General features: G+C 65.6%; 15 protein-coding genes. 4 read left to right on the top strand and 11 right to left on the bottom strand.

Annotated features, from left to right (window positions below):
* Nucleotides 1–63: 63 nt before the first annotated feature.
* From QYS36_RS22020 to QYS36_RS22045, 6 genes are read right to left on the bottom strand one after another with little or no spacing between them, the layout of a single operon-like run.
* Nucleotides 64–915 carry a phosphodiesterase gene (locus QYS36_RS22020; protein WP_308841507.1) on the bottom strand — a complete coding sequence of 284 codons (852 nt, stop codon included), beginning with the start codon at nucleotides 913–915 and terminating at the stop codon, nucleotides 64–66.
* The gene (locus tag QYS36_RS22025) at nucleotides 908–1,939 is read right to left on the bottom strand and encodes an ABC transporter ATP-binding protein (protein ID WP_308841508.1); all 1,032 of its coding nucleotides are present in this window, start codon (nucleotides 1,937–1,939) and stop codon (nucleotides 908–910) included. The genes QYS36_RS22020 and QYS36_RS22025 overlap by 8 nt, the downstream gene beginning before the upstream one ends.
* Nucleotides 1,936–2,730, bottom strand: coding sequence for an ABC transporter permease subunit (locus QYS36_RS22030; protein WP_308841509.1), 795 nt, complete (start codon nucleotides 2,728–2,730; stop codon nucleotides 1,936–1,938). The genes QYS36_RS22025 and QYS36_RS22030 overlap by 4 nt, the downstream gene beginning before the upstream one ends.
* Nucleotides 2,727–3,584 carry an ABC transporter permease gene (locus QYS36_RS22035; RefSeq protein WP_374990496.1) on the bottom strand — a complete coding sequence of 286 codons (858 nt, stop codon included), beginning with the start codon at nucleotides 3,582–3,584 and terminating at the stop codon, nucleotides 2,727–2,729. The genes QYS36_RS22030 and QYS36_RS22035 overlap by 4 nt, the downstream gene beginning before the upstream one ends.
* Nucleotides 3,585–3,597: 13 nt before the next feature.
* Entirely contained in the window at nucleotides 3,598–4,602 is a 1,005-nt protein-coding gene (locus QYS36_RS22040) for an ABC transporter substrate-binding protein (protein ID WP_308841510.1), read from the bottom strand.
* Nucleotides 4,586–5,605: a substrate-binding domain-containing protein gene (locus QYS36_RS22045; RefSeq protein ID WP_308841511.1), complete on the bottom strand. Its 1,020-nt coding sequence runs from the start codon at nucleotides 5,603–5,605 to the stop codon at nucleotides 4,586–4,588. Before QYS36_RS22045 ends, QYS36_RS22040 begins: the two co-directional genes overlap by 17 nt.
* 162 nt (nucleotides 5,606–5,767) lie before the next feature.
* Between QYS36_RS22045 and QYS36_RS22050 the strand changes: the two genes are divergently transcribed.
* Complete coding sequence (locus tag QYS36_RS22050) at nucleotides 5,768–6,025, top strand: type II toxin-antitoxin system Phd/YefM family antitoxin (protein ID WP_308841512.1); 258 nt, start codon at nucleotides 5,768–5,770, stop codon at nucleotides 6,023–6,025.
* On the top strand, nucleotides 6,013–6,309 hold the full coding sequence (locus QYS36_RS22055; protein ID WP_308841513.1) for a type II toxin-antitoxin system RelE/ParE family toxin: 297 nt from the start codon (nucleotides 6,013–6,015) through the stop codon (nucleotides 6,307–6,309). Before QYS36_RS22050 ends, QYS36_RS22055 begins: the two co-directional genes overlap by 13 nt.
* 143 nt (nucleotides 6,310–6,452) lie before the next feature.
* Here QYS36_RS22055 and QYS36_RS22060 read toward each other — a convergent pair whose 3' ends face one another.
* Together QYS36_RS22060 and QYS36_RS22065 are read right to left on the bottom strand one after the other, a co-directional pair.
* Entirely contained in the window at nucleotides 6,453–7,772 is a 1,320-nt protein-coding gene (locus QYS36_RS22060) for a metallopeptidase TldD-related protein (protein WP_308841514.1), read from the bottom strand.
* Nucleotides 7,772–9,214: a TldD/PmbA family protein gene (locus tag QYS36_RS22065; RefSeq protein WP_308841515.1), complete on the bottom strand. Its 1,443-nt coding sequence runs from the start codon at nucleotides 9,212–9,214 to the stop codon at nucleotides 7,772–7,774. The genes QYS36_RS22060 and QYS36_RS22065 overlap by 1 nt, the downstream gene beginning before the upstream one ends.
* 412 nt (nucleotides 9,215–9,626) lie before the next feature.
* Between QYS36_RS22065 and QYS36_RS22070 the strand changes: the two genes are divergently transcribed.
* A complete protein-coding gene (locus tag QYS36_RS22070) occupies nucleotides 9,627–10,415 on the top strand; it encodes a transporter substrate-binding domain-containing protein (RefSeq protein WP_308841820.1) in 789 nt (262 codons plus the stop codon).
* A 148-nt stretch (nucleotides 10,416–10,563) separates the two neighbouring features.
* Here the strand turns inward: QYS36_RS22070 and QYS36_RS22075 are convergent, their stop codons facing one another.
* The 3 genes from QYS36_RS22075 to QYS36_RS22085 are packed head-to-tail and all read right to left on the bottom strand — an operon-like array spanning nucleotide 10,564 to nucleotide 13,165.
* Nucleotides 10,564–10,713 carry a DUF2474 domain-containing protein gene (locus QYS36_RS22075; protein WP_374990497.1) on the bottom strand — a complete coding sequence of 50 codons (150 nt, stop codon included), beginning with the start codon at nucleotides 10,711–10,713 and terminating at the stop codon, nucleotides 10,564–10,566.
* A complete protein-coding gene (gene cydB, locus QYS36_RS22080) occupies nucleotides 10,710–11,717 on the bottom strand; it encodes a cytochrome d ubiquinol oxidase subunit II (RefSeq protein ID WP_070880112.1) in 1,008 nt (335 codons plus the stop codon). The genes QYS36_RS22075 and cydB overlap by 4 nt, the downstream gene beginning before the upstream one ends.
* Nucleotides 11,718–11,719: 2 nt before the next feature.
* A complete protein-coding gene (locus QYS36_RS22085) occupies nucleotides 11,720–13,165 on the bottom strand; it encodes a cytochrome ubiquinol oxidase subunit I (RefSeq protein WP_308841516.1) in 1,446 nt (481 codons plus the stop codon).
* A gap of 313 nt (nucleotides 13,166–13,478) precedes the next feature.
* On the opposite strand from QYS36_RS22085, the gene QYS36_RS22090 reads away from it, so the two are divergent.
* Nucleotides 13,479–15,638: a TonB-dependent receptor domain-containing protein gene (locus tag QYS36_RS22090; protein WP_308841517.1), complete on the top strand. Its 2,160-nt coding sequence runs from the start codon at nucleotides 13,479–13,481 to the stop codon at nucleotides 15,636–15,638.
* Nucleotides 15,639–15,729 lie beyond the last annotated feature (91 nt).

Raw genomic sequence — 15,729 nt, forward strand, 5'->3', positions numbered from 1 at the left:
GCCGGGCTAGCAGAGTTACCCGTAGCCTGCGGTTGAGCCCAGCGATACCCAACAATCCTTCCCTCAGTCGATCAGACCATTGCCGTCGTAGAACGGATAGGGCCCCGGGTATTCACCGAACACCCCGGTGTGGGTGACCAGGCCATGCTCGGCATGCCAGTGGTGCAGCAGGTAGCCAGGCGGCTCCAGGTTGAAGTGGGCCGGCGCGGCGGGCTGCAGGTCCAGCACGATCTGGTGGGAAACCCCGGGGCACACGCAGCTCAGGCTGCCGGCAAAACGCCGCTGGATGGCGCGGTGCAGGTGCCCGCAGAGCAGCCGCTCGACCTGCGGATGGCCGCCGATCAGCCACTCCAGCGCCGCCGCATTGCCAAACGGCTCGCGGTCCATATGGCCGATGCCGCTGATGAATGGTGGGTGGTGCAGGATCAGCACCGTCGGCACCTGCGGGCGCAGCGCCAGCTGGGCATCCAGCCAGCGCAGCTGGCTGTCCTGCAGTTGCCCGCCATGGCTGCCGGGAATCGTCGTGTCGAGGCCGATCAGGCGTACGGGGTGGCTATCGACCACCCAGTCCAGCGGCGCCTCGGCCAACTGCGGCAGGTAGGCGTGATCGGCGAAGGCGGCCAACAGGTGAGCACGATCATCATGGTTGCCGGGCACCAGGTAATAGGGCATGGCCAGGCGCTGCAGCTCGGGGCGCAGCACGGCGTATTCGTCCGGGTGACCGAAGTCCACCAGGTCACCACTGATAAGCACGATGTCCGGGCGCGGCTGGCTGGCGTTGAGGTGATCGACCGCACGGCGCAGCGCCGCCAGGGTGTCGACCACTCCGTAACTCGGCTTGCCGCCGGCCTTGAGGTGCAGGTCGCTGATCTGCGCGATCAGGAAGGTCGAAGTGCTGGGGATAACATCAGGCATTGAGGCTGAACACTCGCTGTGGCTCGACGGCCAAGTTGATCAAATCGCCGGGGGCGTGCAGGCGGTCATCGCTGCTGTCCACCGACAGCGGCTGCGGGCCGCCCACGTCCACCAGCAGGCGGCTTTGCGCGCCCTGGAAGAATTGCCCGAGCAGCCGCCCGCGCACCTGGCCTGGGCCACTGGTCACCTGCAAGTGCTCGGGGCGGCAATACAGGGTGCCCGGCAGCTCGCTGGCGCTCCACGGCAACTCGCCGCCGTTGACCTGCACGCCATTGGCGGTGCGGCCAAGCACCGCGAACGCATTCAGGGTGCCGATGAAATTCGCCACGAAGGCATTGGCGGGTTGCTGGTAAAGCGCTCGCGGCGTGGCCAGCTGAGCGATGCGCCCACGCTCCATGACCAGAATGCGGTCACCCAAAGCCATGGCCTCGCCCTGGTCGTGGGTGACGAACACCGCGGTGATGGCCAGCTCGCGCAGCAACTGGCCCAGCTCGCTGCGCAGGCGCTCGCGCAACTGCGCATCCAGGGCCGCCAGCGGTTCGTCGAGCAGCAGCACCCGCGGGCGTGGCGCCACGGCGCGGGCCAGGGCAACGCGCTGGCGCTGGCCGCCGGAAAGCTCATGGATCGCGCGATGGCCGTAACCCTGCAGGCCGACCAGTTCGAGCAGCTCGGCGCAGCGCCGTTCGCGTTCGGCACGCGGCACCTTGCGCACCTTCAGGCCATAACCGATGTTGTCGGCCACGTTGAAGTTGGGAAACAGCGCGTAGTTCTGGAACACCATGCCCACGTCGCGGCGCTCGATGGGCAAGGGCGTGACATCACGCCCGGCGAACAGCACCTGCCCGGCATCCGGGCGCTCGAGCCCGGCGATCAGGCGCAGCGTGGTGGTCTTGCCGCAGCCGGACGGGCCGAGGATGGCCAGGGTCTCGCCCGCGTGGATCTCCAGGCTCAGGTCATCGACGGCGACGGTGCCATCGGCGAACGCCTTGCGGCAGTTGTGCAGGCGAATGGAGGTAGCGGTCATCGTTGGTCTCCACGGGACAGGCGGGCGCTGAGCGCCTGCAGGGCGATCAGCAGCGGCACGATCATCAGCAGGAACAGCAGGGTGTAGGCGCTGGCGACTTCCAGCCGCGCCGAGGCGTAGCTGTCGGCCAGGCCCACCGGCAGGGTCTTGGTCATCGGTGTGTGGAGCATCCAGGTCAGGTTGAACTCACCCAGCGACAGGGTGACGACCATCAGCACGCCGGCGAGGATGCCGGCCCGGCAGTTGGGCACCACCACGGTGAAGAAGCGCCGCAGTGGGCCGGCGCCTAGGCTGGCGGCGGCATCTTCGAGGGTCGGCAGGTGCTGGCGCTGCATCACCGCCATTACCGGGCGCACCAGAAACGGCAGGGTGAACAGCACGTGGCCGACCAGGATGAACAGCCAGCTGCCACGAAAGCCGCCGAGGTGGCCGTATGTCAGCAGCAATGCGAGGGCGCTGGCCAGGCCGGGCATCGCCACGGGCAACACCATCAGCTCCTCGAAGGCGCGGCTGAAGCGGTTGTTCATGCGCACCAGGGCGTAGGCCGCCGGCACGCCGATCACGCAGACGCACAACGCACAGGCCACCGCCAGTTGCAGCGACAGCCACACCGTCGGCGAATAGGCCTGCCAGACCTGCACCAGCCAGTCGAAGGTCAGGCCGCTGGAGAGGCCCTGGAAATAATTGCGGGTCAGCCCGGCGAGCAGCGACAGCAGCACCGGCACCAGCATGAAGGCGCAGACCAGGCAGGTGAAGATCAACTGCGCGGCAAACAGCGTCGAGCGTTTCATAGCAGCCCTCCGGCTTTGCGCACCCACTTGCGGACCACCAGCAGCACCACCCAGGTCAGCGCACCGAGGATCACCGACAGCGCGGCGGCCACGCTGAAGTTGGCGTAGTTGGTGAACACGTTGTAGATCGCCACCGGGGTGACGTTGAGCTGGGTGCCCAGGGTGAACGCGGTGCCGAACGCGCCCATCGAGGTGGCGAAGCAGATCGCCCCGCAGGACACCAGCGCCGGCATCAGCCCGGGCACGATCACGTCCCAGGTCACCCGCCAGTGGCTGGCACCGAGCGAGCGGGCGGCCTCCTCCAGGCTGGCATCGAGACTTTCACTGGCAGCCATCACGGTGAGGATCACCCGCGGTATGGAGAAGTACAGGTAGCCGAGAAACAGCCCGGCCAGCGAGTAGGCGAACACCCAGCGCTCGCCCACCAGCCCCAGGCCCAGCGCGGCGAATATGCCCTGGCGGCCGGCCAGCAGAATCACCAGAAAGCCCACCACCACGCCGGGGAACGCCAGGGGGAAGGTCAGCAAGGCGACCAGCGCCGAGCGACCGAAGAAGCGCTGACGGGCCAGAAACACCCCGCTGATGCTGCCCACCAGCAGCGCCGCCAGGGTCACCGATGCCGCCAGCACGCTGGTCTGCGCCAGGCTGCTCAGGTATTGGCCACTGCTCAGCACCTGCCAGTAGCCACTGCCCGCCTCGCCGCGGCTTTCACCGCCGAGCAGCACCAGGTGGGCCAGCGGCAGTATCCAGAAGGCCAGCAACACCGCGGCAGCCGGCACCAGCGCCACGGCAGCGCCGGGCCGCCAGCGCCACAGCGGCCGGCTGTCGGCCCTCACGGCCGAGCGGTTGCTCAGGGCGCTGCTCACCTCAGCGCACCTCTTTCAGGTAACGCGCGGCGAAGGCTTCCTGCACCGCGGCCATCTTCTGGTAATCCACCACACCAGCGCGGGCGTAGTCGCTTTCCGGCAGGAAACGCGCCGCCACCTCGGCGGGCATCTGCACCGGGCGCACCGGCCGCAGGTAGGCATTGGCCCACAGCGCCTGGCCCTGGTCGGAGAGCACGAAGTCGAGCACCTTCTCGGCGTTGGCCCGGTGCGGCGCGTTGTCCACCACGCTCATCACGTAGGGCACGCTGATGCTGCCCTCGCTGGGAATCACGAAGGCGACGTTGGCCTGGTCCTTGTAGCGCGCGCGGTAAGCGTTGAAGTCATAGTCGACGAGGATCGGCAGCTCACCGGACAGCACCCGCGCGTAAGCGGTCTGCTTGGGTACGATCGGCGCGTTGCCGGCCAGCTTCTTGAAGTAGTCGATGGCCGGGGCGAAGTCGTCGAGGTCGCCGCCCATGGCGCGGTTGATCGCCACCGCCGAAACATAGCCGACGAAAGCGCTGGACGGGTCCAGATAACCGACCATGCCCTTGTACTCGGGCTTGAGCAGGTCGGCCCAGCTCTGCGGCACCGGCAGGCCGCCCAATGCGTCGACGTTGACCATGATGCCCAGCGTGCCCGAGTGAATGGCGAACCAGTGCCCGTCAGGGTCTTTCAGCCCTGCCGGAATGTCGTCCCAGCCCTTGGGCTTGTAGCTGCCGACCACCCCGGCGCTCTGCGCCTGCAGGCCGAAGGTCACGCCGTAATACACCACGTCGGCCATCGGCGCCGCGCGCTCGGCCACCAGTTGCGCCAGGGCCTGGCCGGAGTTCTTGTTGTCCAGCGGCACCTTCACGCCGGTGTTCTCGGCAATAGCCTGAAGCTGGGTGCCCCAGTCCGCCCACTCCGGCGGGCAGTTGTAGCAGATCGCCGTTTCGGCGGCCTGGCTCAGGCTGGCAGTACCGCATAGCAGCAAGGCTGCGAGGGTTTTACAGAAGCGGATCATCGGGCGTCTCCTCGAGGGGGCGGATACTTTCGCCTGGCCGAATGTGGCACGGCAGGCAGTGGGAAGCGGGGGTGGCACCGGCGATCTGCGCCAGCAACTGGTCGATCACGGTGTGCGCCAGCTCGGCGATGGGCTGCACCACGCTGCACAGCGTCGGGTGCATCTGCGTACCGAGGGCGATGCCATCGAAGCCCATCACCGACAGCTGGCGCGGCACACTCCAGCCGTTGCGGCGCAACGCGTTGATCAGGCTGATGGCCAGCAGGTCGTTGGAGCACAACAGCGCGCTGGGCGCCTGTGGGCCCTGCAGCCAGGGTTCGATGGCAGCGAAGTCGGCCTGGGTGTGGGCGGGCATTTCGATCAGCGGCAAGGCCTGTAGCCCGGCCGCCTGCATGGCGTGCTGGTAGCCGGCGTAGCGCAGCCGGGCGCGGTCCGACTGCAACGCGGAGCCCGCCACCATGCCGATGCGTCGATGGCCGGCGTCCAGCAGATACCGGGTGGCGAGCGCCATACCGGCGTGGTTGTCCACCGATACGGCGCTGTAATCCGGGTTTTCCGGCTGGTGGTAGGCCAGCACGAAGGGCGTGTCTTCCTGGGCCAGGCTGTGCAGCACGCGGTTGCTGCGCGCATCGGTCACCGTCAGCACCAGGCCGTCGACGCGCTGGCGCAGCAGCTCTTCGACCACCTCGCTTTCGCGCTCGGCCTGGTAGTCGGTGGTGGCCAGCAGCAGGTTGTAGCCCCGCGAGCGCGCCGCCTGCTCCATGGCCTGGAACTGCTCGGCGAACACCGGGTTGAGCAGGTTGGGCACCACCACGCCGATCAGCTGGGTGGTTTGCAGACGCAGCTGCCGGCCCAGGCGGTTGGGGCGAAAGCCCAGCTGGCGCGCCGCGGCGAATACCTGCTCACGGGTGTGCGGGCGCACCATGTCCGGCGAGGCAAAAGCCCGCGCGGCGGTAGCCCGGGAAACGCCTGCCCTGAGGGCAACCTCTTTCAGATCCGTCATGCTCGCTCGCTTTGAGATCGATCTCATTGGCGAGCAACTTAGCGAGCGCAGATGGCAGCCTCGCGACACGGGGATGACAGTTCGGTGTCAGAGCGTTTTCTGATTGCCCCTCGAGAGAAGTGCTACTAAAGTGATACTTTCACTCCCGCACCGAGCACCATCATGAAAGTCGAGCTGGTCACCAACCTGAAGCGACAGGCCACCAAGATCCTTGCCGATCTTCACGAATCCAAGGAGCCCGTGCTGATCACCGAGCACGGCATGCCCTCGGCTTATCTGGTGGATGTCGATGACTACCAGTTCATGCAGAAGCGCCTTGCACTACTGGATGCCCTGGCGCGAGGTGAACGGGCTGTAGTCGAAGGCAATACCGTCAGTCATGAACAGGCCAAGGAACGGCTGGGCAAATGGCTGAAATAGTCTGGACGACCCCCGCCCTCGAACAACTCGACGATCTGGCGCAGTACATAGCCCTCGACAAACCCGATGCCGCTCGCGCGTTGGTCACGAAGGTGGTTGAAGCGGTCGGGCGTTTGACGGAGTTCCCTCTGTCAGGCCGCGCCCCGGACGAACTACCAAACTCGGTGTATCGCGAAATCGTCGTCCCGCCCTGCCGGGTTTTCTACCGTGTTTCGGATGCAACGGTCTTCATCATCCACATCATGCGCGAAGAGCGCGTGCTACGCGCTCATATGCTCGAGTGAGCCTTATGGCTGACGGAAAATCGTGGATACGCGTTGGTCCGCAGATGCAACAGCCTCTTCCGGGTATCACTACGCTCAACACCGGGCTACCAGTGTCACCCGTAGCCTGCGGTTGAGCGTAGCGATACCCAGGGAAGTCTTCCTTACAACGTCAGGGTAAACCGCGACAGCAAGGCGCCGGGCAACGCCATCGAGCCGGTCTGCCGGGCGCCATAGGTGCCGTTGGGTAATAGCAGCTCCGGCTCGCGGGTCAGGGCTTCCAGGTTCGCGCCGAGGAAGTCGAACAGCGAGTCGTCGAAACGCATTGTGTCTACCGGCGCCTGGATGCGGCCGTCTTCGACCCAGAAGGTGGCAAAGCGGGTCATCCCGGTGAGGCGCCCGGCCGGCAGGTCGGAGAAGTTGGCGTACCACAGGTTGCCGATATACAGCCCGGTGCCGAGGCGCTGCAGGATCTCGCCCTCCTCCAGCTCACCGCCGTGCAGGTGCAGCGCGAACGGGTACTCGCCGCTGCCCGCACCGTTGGCGATCAGCCCGTGTTCGGCGGCGCTGCGTGAGCTGACCAGGCGTTCGCCCGGCTTGCCCTGGCTGACCAGGCGCAGCGGCTGGCGCGGCCCCTCGCGGGTGAAGGCCGGCGCCAGGCCGCCTTCGATACGCTCCTCGAGCGTCACCTTGTCGCTCAGGCTGGCACTGCCGGCGAACAGCCGCTGCAGCGGGCTGCCACCGGTGGCCAGCGCTTCGGCGGAAAAGCCCCAGGCGAACAGCCCGAACAGTTCCTCCAGCGCCGCTGGCGTCAGGTAAGCGCGATAAGCGCCCGGCTTCAGCTCATGGGCGGGTTTGCCCAGGTGCTCGAGTTGCTCGCGGGCGAATGCCAGTTTGCGGGCAAAAGCCTGAGCATTCCATTGCTCGCCGGCGTAGATGCTTTTCACCGCCTGGCCGTTGGCGTGGAACAGGCTGAACTCGAAATTGAAGCTGCTCGCCGCGTGCCAGCCGAAGGCGCCCCAGGAGCTGGCGAAGCCCTGGTACTGCGGCCCGGCGGCGTAAAAGCCGACCAGGTCCAGCCCGGCCGAAGCATCGACGATCTGCGCGATGGCCGCCTCGCTGTGCTGAGCCGCCTCGCCCGCCGCGGTCTCGCTGCGCCAGGCCTCGCGGTTCAGGCGCAGGTAGGGGTCGTCGGCCAGCGTCGGCAATACCGCGCGCAGCCGCTGCAGCGCCTGGTCGAGACGCGGCCGGTCGTCGTCGATCACCCCGCTCAGGGCCAGTTCGAAGTCGCCATGTCGCTCGCCCTGGTACAGCGCCAGGGTGGCGTACACCTGCTGCACCTGGCCGGCCTGGCGCACACGGGCGTGGTTGAAGCGGATGAAGTCCGAGGCCTCGGCCTGGTACTCCAGGGTGAAACCTTCGCCGGCCTGCAGCTGGGTATTGAGGTAGGCGAGCAAATCCTCGAAATGCTGACGTGCGTTCATCAGGCCGCCCCTCCAAATACATCGATATCGGCGAACACGCACGCCGGCGTGGCGTGGCCGACGCGGATCACCTGGTTCGGCTCGCCCTTGCCGCAATACGGCGTGCCGAGCACCTCGAAGGTAGTGGCGTCGCCGACCGCCTTGAGGTTGCGCCAGAAGCGCGCGGAGATGCCGCGGTAGTTGGGGTTCTTCACCACGCCCTTGAGTTCGCCGTTGTCGATCAGGCGGCCCCACTCGCAGCCGAACTGGAATTTGTTGCGCGCGTCATCGATCGACCAGGAGCGGTTGTTGCTCATCAGAATGCCCCGCTCGATGCCGCCAATCAGCTGCTCCAGGCGCTGGTTGCCGGGCTCGACATTGAGGTTGGCCATGCGGTCCAGGGTCGGCCGGTTCCAGCTGCAGGCACGGCTGTTGGCCACGCCCTGCAGCCCGCTGCGCCACTGCGACAGCGCGCCACCGAGCGGCCGCTGCAGGATGCCCTCGCGGATCAGGTATTCGCGCTGCGCCGGAGTGCCGTCGTCGTCATGGCTATAGCTGGCCAGCTCGCCCGCCACCGTCGGGTCGAAGGTCACGTTGAGCAGCGGCGAGCCGTATTGGTAACGGCCGAAATCTTCCTGGCGGATAAAGCTGGTGCCGGCGAAATTGCGCTCGTCACCGAGGATGCGATCCAGCTCCAGCGGATGGCCGATGGACTCGTGGATCTGCAGGATCATCTGGTCCGGCATCAGCAGCAAGTCGCGATGGCCGCTCGGCGTGTTGGGCGCCAGCAGCAACTGCAGCGCCTCGTCGGCGATACGGCTGGCGGTACCGACCACACCCAACTCATCGATCACCTCGGCACCGCCCTGGCGCGCCAGGTGGGTGCCGCCAAAGCTGCGGCTCTGGCTGTCGGCACCATCGCTGGCGGTGACGCCCAACTGCGGAAACACATAGTGCTGAGCGCGGCGCAGACGGGCGCCGACGCTGTTCAGGTAGATCTGCTCGGTGGCGGTAAAGCTCAGCCCGGCGTACCAGTCCACCAGCCTTTCATCGCGCGGCACCCGCGCCGACTCTGCCGCCAGCAACTCGTACCAGTGCGCCGGGCTGGCCAGGGATCGTTCGTAGCCGGGCATCACGTCATCGGCTTGCTCATGGGGCACCGGCAGTTCGTGCAGATCGAGCAGATTGCGCCCCGCCAACTGCCGCGCCAGCCGCTCGGCCTTGTCGAGCGCCGCCTGCAAGCCGGCCTGGCTGAGATCGCTGGTCGCCGCGTAAGCCTCCACCCCCGCCACCCGCACACTGAGCATGGCGCCCCCATCGTCCGCAAACGACGGCGCCCGCGCCACATTACGACGCACCCAATAGCGCTCGGTGGTTTCCCGCACATGGCGCAGCGACCAGAAATCGGCGGTGCAATGCAGGGCGGTGAAGCGGCGTTGCAGGGTTTCGCTGAGGGCGAACATGGGGGCTCCCTTGGTATGCGGCATAGGGAGGCAGTATGAGAATAAGTGCCGGGATGGGGCAACCAGAGCAATGGCGAGCACGCCATAGACGGATGGCTATTTGCTGGCATAGTGTCGAAAACGGTTTTTTAGTCGTACGCGATGAACTGCACAGGTGCGCCGATTAGCAAAAGTTTCTTCGTCAGTGCAGCGTACTTCTTAATTATCGTAATGGTGGATGAAAAGAGCGTCATCCACCCTACGGTCTTGCCTTTGGATCGTTCCCACACGGAGCGTGGACGCGATCAAAAAGCCGCAGGCCGGAATGAGTTCGGATTAGCTTGTCAGTGCCTTGCTCTGGGGGTTGACGCCCAGACGCTGCTGTTATTTCTTCATCGCGTCCCCTCCTCTCAACCCACGAGCTTCACTCATGATGAAAAATCTGAAACACAGCGCCATAGCCGCCCTGCTTATCGGGCTATCGAATTTGTCCCAGGCCCAGGAAACGCCATCACACCTGGACAAGGTGCTGGAGAAGGGACAGCTGGCGGTGTGCACCACTGGTGATTACAAGCCCTATACCTTCCTGCGCCAGGACGGCGGGTACGAAGGCATCGATATCGAGATGGCCCAATCCCTCGCGCAAAGCCTGGGGGTGAAGGTGCAATGGGTGCCGACCACCTGGAAAACCCTGATGCCGGATATGGTGGCGGGTAAGTGCGATATCGGTATGGGCGGCATTTCGGTGACGCTGGAGCGCCAGAAGAAGGCGTTTTTCAGCAGCACCCTGGATGTGGACGGCAAGATCCCGCTGGTGCGCTGTGAAGACGTTTCGCGCTACCAGACCGTCGAGCAGATCAACAGGCCAGAGGTACGCCTGATCGAGCCGGCCGGCGGCACCAACGAGGCCTTTGCGCGAGCCTACCTGCCAAAGGCTCAGCTGAACTTCCACGACAACAAGACCATCTTCCAGGAACTGCTGGATAAGCGCGCCGACGTGATGATCACTGACTCGTCCGAGGCCTTGTACCAACAGAAACGCATGCCCGGCCTGTGCGCCGTCAACCCGACCGCCTACATGCAATACGGCGAGAAGGCCTACCTGCTGCCCCGCGACGACATGACCTGGAAAAGCTATGTGGATCAGTGGCTGCACTTGAGCAAGGCAACTGGTGCGTATCAGAAAACCTTGAGCCACTGGCTGGCGGTGCCGGCGCAGTAAAGGAGCGCCCGCGGCGGTCGGAGTGGTGGATGGATAAAGCGCCATCCACCCTACGGGTGCCTTTACGGCGTACTCAGTAGGGTGGACAACGCGAAGCTTGTCCACCATTCGCAACATGCAAAGCCACCCTACACGTCGGCAATGGCTCCTACGGCGTACTCAACCCCGCCGCATTCATGAAAAGCCGCAACAGATAGGACACCAGCCCCAGGCTCAGCACGCTGACCGTCCAGATGCCGGCCAGCCAGGCGATGCGTTGCCAGAGGGGTTTCTTTTCGGTGGGTTTGCCTAGCATCAGTGGTACCCCTGATCCGGTGTGACCTTGCCGCGAAACACGTAGTAGCTCCAGGCGGTGTAGACGAGGATGATCGGGATGATCAGCAGAGCGCCGACCAGCGCGAAGCCCTGGCTTTGCGGCGGCGCGGCGGCCTGCCAGATGGTCAGCGAACCGGGCACGATGTTCGGCCACAGGCTGATGCCCAGGCCACTGTAGCCAAGGAAGATCAGCGCCAGGGTCAGCACGAACGGCTTGCTGTTGTCGTAGTTGGCCACCGAGCGCAGCAGGTAGAAGAAACTCGCCAGCACCAGCAGCGGCACCGGGGCGAACCAGAACAGGTTGGGCAGGGTGAACCAGCGCTCGGCGATGCTCGCCTGGGACAGCGGCGTCCACAGGCTGACGATGCCGATCACCGCCAGCAGGGCCAGCGCCAGCGGGCGGGCCATGTCGTGCATCTGTTGCTGCAGGCGACCTTCGGTTTTCATGATCAACCAGGTGCAGCCGAGCAGTGCGTAGGCGGCGATCAGGCCCAGGCCGCTGAACAGCGGGAACGGCGCCAGCCAGTCCAGCGAGCCACCGGAAAACGCCCGCCCCTCCACCGGAATGCCCTCGATGAAGGCGCCCAGCGCCACGCCCTGGAAGAAGGTCGCCGCCACCGAGCCGCCGATAAAGGCCTTGTCCCAGATGTGCCGCTTGTGATCGCGGGCCTTGAAACGGAACTCGAAGGCCACGCCGCGGAACACCAGCCCCAGCAGCATGAAGATCAATGGCAGGTAGAGGGCGCTGAGCACCACCGAGTAGGCCAGCGGGAACGCTGCGAACAGCCCGGCGCCGCCGAGCACCAGCCAGGTTTCGTTGCCGTCCCAGACCGGTGCCACGGTGTTCATCATGATGTCGCGCTCGCCCTTGTCCGGCACGAACGGGAAAAGAATGCCGATGCCCAGGTCGAAGCCGTCCATGATCACGTACATCATCACGCCGAAGACGATGATCACCGCCCAGATGATCGAGAGATCGATACCCATGGTCATGCCCTCCCTTCTGCGTTTTCGCCACCGTGGTCACTGTCGTGCGTCCCCTCCTTGGGTGCGGACAGTGGCCGCGCAGGCGTATGCCGGGTGCCCGGTCCGCCTTCGTGCTGATGGTCACCCTCGCCGGTGACCGGCCCTTTGCGCACCAGGCGCATCACGTAGCTCATGCCGGCGCCGAACACCGCGAAGTAGATGACCACGAACAGCACCAGGGTCAGGCCGAGCTGCCCGGCGCTGTGCGCCGACACACCGTCGGCGGTGCGCATGATCCCGTACACCACCCAGGGCTGGCGGCCGATCTCGGTGGTGAACCAGCCGGCGAGGATGGCGATCAGCCCGGACGGCCCCATCCACAGACAGAAGTACAGGAACGTCCGCGACTCAAAGAGCCCGCCGCGCCAGCGCAGCCACAGGCTCCATACGCCGGTGAGGATCATCAGCAGGCCCATGGCGACCATCACCCGAAACGACCAGAACACGATGGTCGAGTTGGGCCGGTCTTCCTTGGCGAACTCCTTGAGCGCCGGCACCTGCTTGTCCAGGCTGTGGGTGAGAATCAGGCTGCCCAGGTAGGGCACTTCGACCTTGAAGCGGGTTTCTTCACGCTGCATGTCCGGCCAGCCGAACAGGATCAATGGCGTCGGCTCGCCGGAGCTGTTGTCCCAGTGGCCTTCGATGGCGGCGATCTTGGCGGGCTGGTGTTCCAGGGTATTGAGGCCGTGGAAGTCGCCGATCACCGCCTGCACCGGCGCGACCAGCAGGGCCATCCACAGGGCCATGGAAAACATCTTGCGCATCGCCGGGGTGTTGCGGCCACGCAGCAGGTGCCAGGCCGCCGAGGCGCCGACGAAGAACGCGGTGGCGAGGAACGCGGCGGTGGCCATGTGCGCCAGGCGGTACGGGAACGAGGGGTTGAACACCACGGCGAACCAGTCCACCGGGATCACCCGGCCGTCGACGATCTCGAAGCCCTGGGGCGTCTGCATCCAGCTGTTGGAGGCGAGAATCCAGAAGGTCGAGATCAGCGTGCCGACCGCCACCATGATCGTCGAGAAGAAGTGCAGCCCCGGCCCCACGCGGTTCCAGCCGAACAGCATGACGCCGAGGAAACCCGCTTCGAGGAAGAACGCGGTGAGCACCTCGTAGGCCAGCAGCGGCCCGGTCACCGAGCCGGCGAAATCCGAGAAGGCGCTCCAGTTGGTGCCGAACTGGTAGGCCATCACCAGGCCGGAGACCACGCCCATGCCGAAGTTGACCGCGAAGATCTTCGCCCAGAAGTGGTAGAGGTCGCGGTACACCGTTTGCCCGGTCTTCAGCCACAGGCCTTCGAGCACCGCCAGGTAACTGGCCAGGCCGATGGTGATGGCCGGGAAGATGATGTGAAAGGAAATGGTGAAGGCGAACTGGATGCGCGCAAGATCCAAAGCCTCTAGGCCGAACATGTAGGCGTCCTCATCAGGTTTGTCGGTAACCGACTTCTGGTTATCTGCAACGGCGCGAGCAGGTCCGGCAAACGCCGCCTTGACCTGGATCAAGCGCTGTACAGAAGACTACGCCCCACCGCGCACCTTGCCGCCGTGGTGGGTTGCCGCGCGACAGACCGTCGCGTGCGGCGTTCTGACTTAGTTCCATCAGCCTAGTCGCTGTGCGGATTATCGGACGAAGAGAAGACGTGGCTTATCCGCCGCGACGGCCGTCCTACCCGGCGCTGCCTGCTACAACCGCCGCCGGCTGTTCCCATGGAGATTCCCGATAATGCCCTGCCTGCCCCCGTTCGCCCTGCGCCCTCGTCACCTGCTGGCCGCCAGCCTGCTGAGTTGCGCAGCGCTGCCCGCCGCCCATGCCGAGAATACGCCTGGCACCTTGCAGCTCGACGGTGTGCAGGTTACCGAGCAGGCGCTGACCGAGCAGCAGGCGGCCGCGGAACAACTGGAGCGGGTACCGGGTGGCAGCAACCTGGTGGACATGCAGCGGGTAGAAGAAGGCCGCGTGGCCGGCAATGCCGATGTGCTGGCCTACCAGCCGGGCGTGTACGCGCAGTCACCGGGCAACGAGGGCATCAAGATCGCCATCCGCGGCTCGGGCATCAACCGCGGCACCGGCTCCCATGCCTCCGGCAACCACATCATGCTCGACGGTTTGCCGTTGACCGGTTCGGGCGGCACGCCCTATGAGTTGCTGGAGCCGCTGTGGCTGAGCCGCGCCGAAGTGCTGCGCGGCGCCAACGGCTTCGACAAGGGCTCGCTGGCGCTGGGCGGCGCCATCGACTACATCACCCGCACCGGCCGCGATGCCGACAGGCTGCAACTGCGCTACGAGGCGGGCAGCCACGGCTACCAGAAGCGCAGCATCAGCTCCGGCCAGGTGCTGGGCGATTTCGATTACTACATCAATGTCACCGACAGCGAATACGACGGCTATCAGGATCACTCGTCAGGTAAGGGCAAAGGGGTCGCCGCCAACGCCGGCTATCGCCTGAGCGACAGCCTGGAAACGCGCTTCTACCTGCGTTACCGGGAGACCGAGCACCAGGTGCCGGGCCGGCTGACCAAAGCGCAGATCAAGCACGACCCACGGGCGGCCGCTGCCAACAACCTGCGTATTGATGCGCACCGCGACCAACCTGGCAGCACCTGGCTGGCCAACAAGACCACCTGGCAGATCGATGACGACTCGACGCTGGTGGCCGGCCTGGCCTACCACCACTACCCGATGGATATCGTCGAGAACAGCTCGCCCAACGGCAACACCTACCGGGTGCGCGTGGACTACAGCGATGTCAGCGGCACCCTGAACTACACCCGTCGCCACAGCCTGTTCGGCCTCGACAGCAGCACCACCCTCGGCTTTCGCAGCACCACCAACCTGCCAAGCAGCAAGTCCAAAGAAAATGCCGCATTACCGATCAGCGTCGGCGGCACCGATTACCCGGCCGGCACTCTGATGCGCGCCTACGAGCACCTGGGTTCGGACAACGTGCTGCATATCGGCAACGAAACCGAGCTGGCGCCCGATCTGTGGCTGACCAGCGGCCTGGCGTTGATCTACACGCGCCGTGAAGTACAGGTGACCTGGCCGGCCACCGATGACAAGCTCAGCGAACATACCTGGGACTACGCGCCGCGCATCGGCCTGCGTTACCAGCTCAACCCGGACGTGCAGCTGTACGGCAATATCAGCCGCTCGGTCGAGCCGCCGCATGCCTGGTCGATGCTGTGGAGTTCGCCGCTGCGCTTCCCGAACAGCAATCAGCCCTACAGTGCTCGCCAGCGGGCGCCGATCTCGCTGGATAACCAAACGGCGACGACCTTTGAAATCGGCGGCCGTGGCGACTCCGTGCTGGGCCAGTGGGATCTCGCTTACTACTACTCGCTGGTGCGCAACGAACTGCTGACCGTGCCGGTCGAGAGCAACGTGTTCTCCGAGGCCAACGCCAGCCCGACCATCCACCAGGGCATCGAACTGGGCCTCGACAGCCCGCTCTGGGACGGCGGCGCGGCCGGCGCCCTGGCCCTGCGCCAGGCCTACACCTTCAGCGACTTCCACTACCGCGATGACGCGGCCTTCGGCGACAACCGCCTGCCCGGCCTGCCGCGCCATTACTACCAGGCCGAGCTGCGCTACGACCACCCGAGCGGCTTATACGCCGGGCTCAACAGCCAGTACGCCTCGAAGGTGGCGGTGGATTACGCCAATTCCTACTACGCCGACGCCTACGCGATCTTCGGTGCGACCCTTGGCTACGCCTCGCCGAAAGACGACTGGCAGACCTGGCTGGACCTGCGCAACCTGACCGACAAACGCTACGCCGCCACCGTCACGCCGGGCTACAACGACAACGGCGCCGACGCCGCGCGCTCCACGCCCGGCGATGGCTTTGGGGCATTCGTTGGGGTTTCCTACAGCTTCAACTAAGCCCCGCCCCTGCCCAGTAGCCTGGGTCTAGCGCAGCGACACCCGGGAGCGTTTCCCGCCTAGCGCGGCGCTTCACTAGGCGCCGCGCTAG

Origin of the sequence: Pseudomonas sp. G34 (assembly GCF_031119625.1) — a bacterium.
Lineage (GTDB): Bacteria > Pseudomonadota > Gammaproteobacteria > Pseudomonadales > Pseudomonadaceae > Aquipseudomonas.

Excerpts from the sequence above, each read along its gene's own strand:
- QYS36_RS22020 (WP_308841507.1), bottom strand. The coding sequence starts at position 915 with ATGCCTGATGTTATCCCCAGCACTTCGACCTTCCTGATCGCGCAGATC.
- QYS36_RS22025 (WP_308841508.1), bottom strand. The coding sequence starts at position 1,939 with ATGACCGCTACCTCCATTCGCCTGCACAACTGCCGCAAGGCGTTCGCC.
- QYS36_RS22030 (WP_308841509.1), bottom strand. The coding sequence starts at position 2,730 with ATGAAACGCTCGACGCTGTTTGCCGCGCAGTTGATCTTCACCTGCCTG.
- QYS36_RS22040 (WP_308841510.1), bottom strand. The coding sequence starts at position 4,602 with ATGATCCGCTTCTGTAAAACCCTCGCAGCCTTGCTGCTATGCGGTACT.
- QYS36_RS22045 (WP_308841511.1), bottom strand. The coding sequence starts at position 5,605 with ATGACGGATCTGAAAGAGGTTGCCCTCAGGGCAGGCGTTTCCCGGGCT.
- QYS36_RS22050 (WP_308841512.1), top strand. The coding sequence starts at position 5,768 with ATGAAAGTCGAGCTGGTCACCAACCTGAAGCGACAGGCCACCAAGATC.
- QYS36_RS22055 (WP_308841513.1), top strand. The coding sequence starts at position 6,013 with ATGGCTGAAATAGTCTGGACGACCCCCGCCCTCGAACAACTCGACGAT.
- QYS36_RS22060 (WP_308841514.1), bottom strand. The coding sequence starts at position 7,772 with ATGAACGCACGTCAGCATTTCGAGGATTTGCTCGCCTACCTCAATACC.
- QYS36_RS22065 (WP_308841515.1), bottom strand. The coding sequence starts at position 9,214 with ATGTTCGCCCTCAGCGAAACCCTGCAACGCCGCTTCACCGCCCTGCAT.
- QYS36_RS22070 (WP_308841820.1), top strand. The coding sequence starts at position 9,627 with ATGAAAAATCTGAAACACAGCGCCATAGCCGCCCTGCTTATCGGGCTA.
- cydB (WP_070880112.1), bottom strand. The coding sequence starts at position 11,717 with ATGGGTATCGATCTCTCGATCATCTGGGCGGTGATCATCGTCTTCGGC.
- QYS36_RS22085 (WP_308841516.1), bottom strand. The coding sequence starts at position 13,165 with ATGTTCGGCCTAGAGGCTTTGGATCTTGCGCGCATCCAGTTCGCCTTC.
- QYS36_RS22090 (WP_308841517.1), top strand. The coding sequence starts at position 13,479 with ATGCCCTGCCTGCCCCCGTTCGCCCTGCGCCCTCGTCACCTGCTGGCC.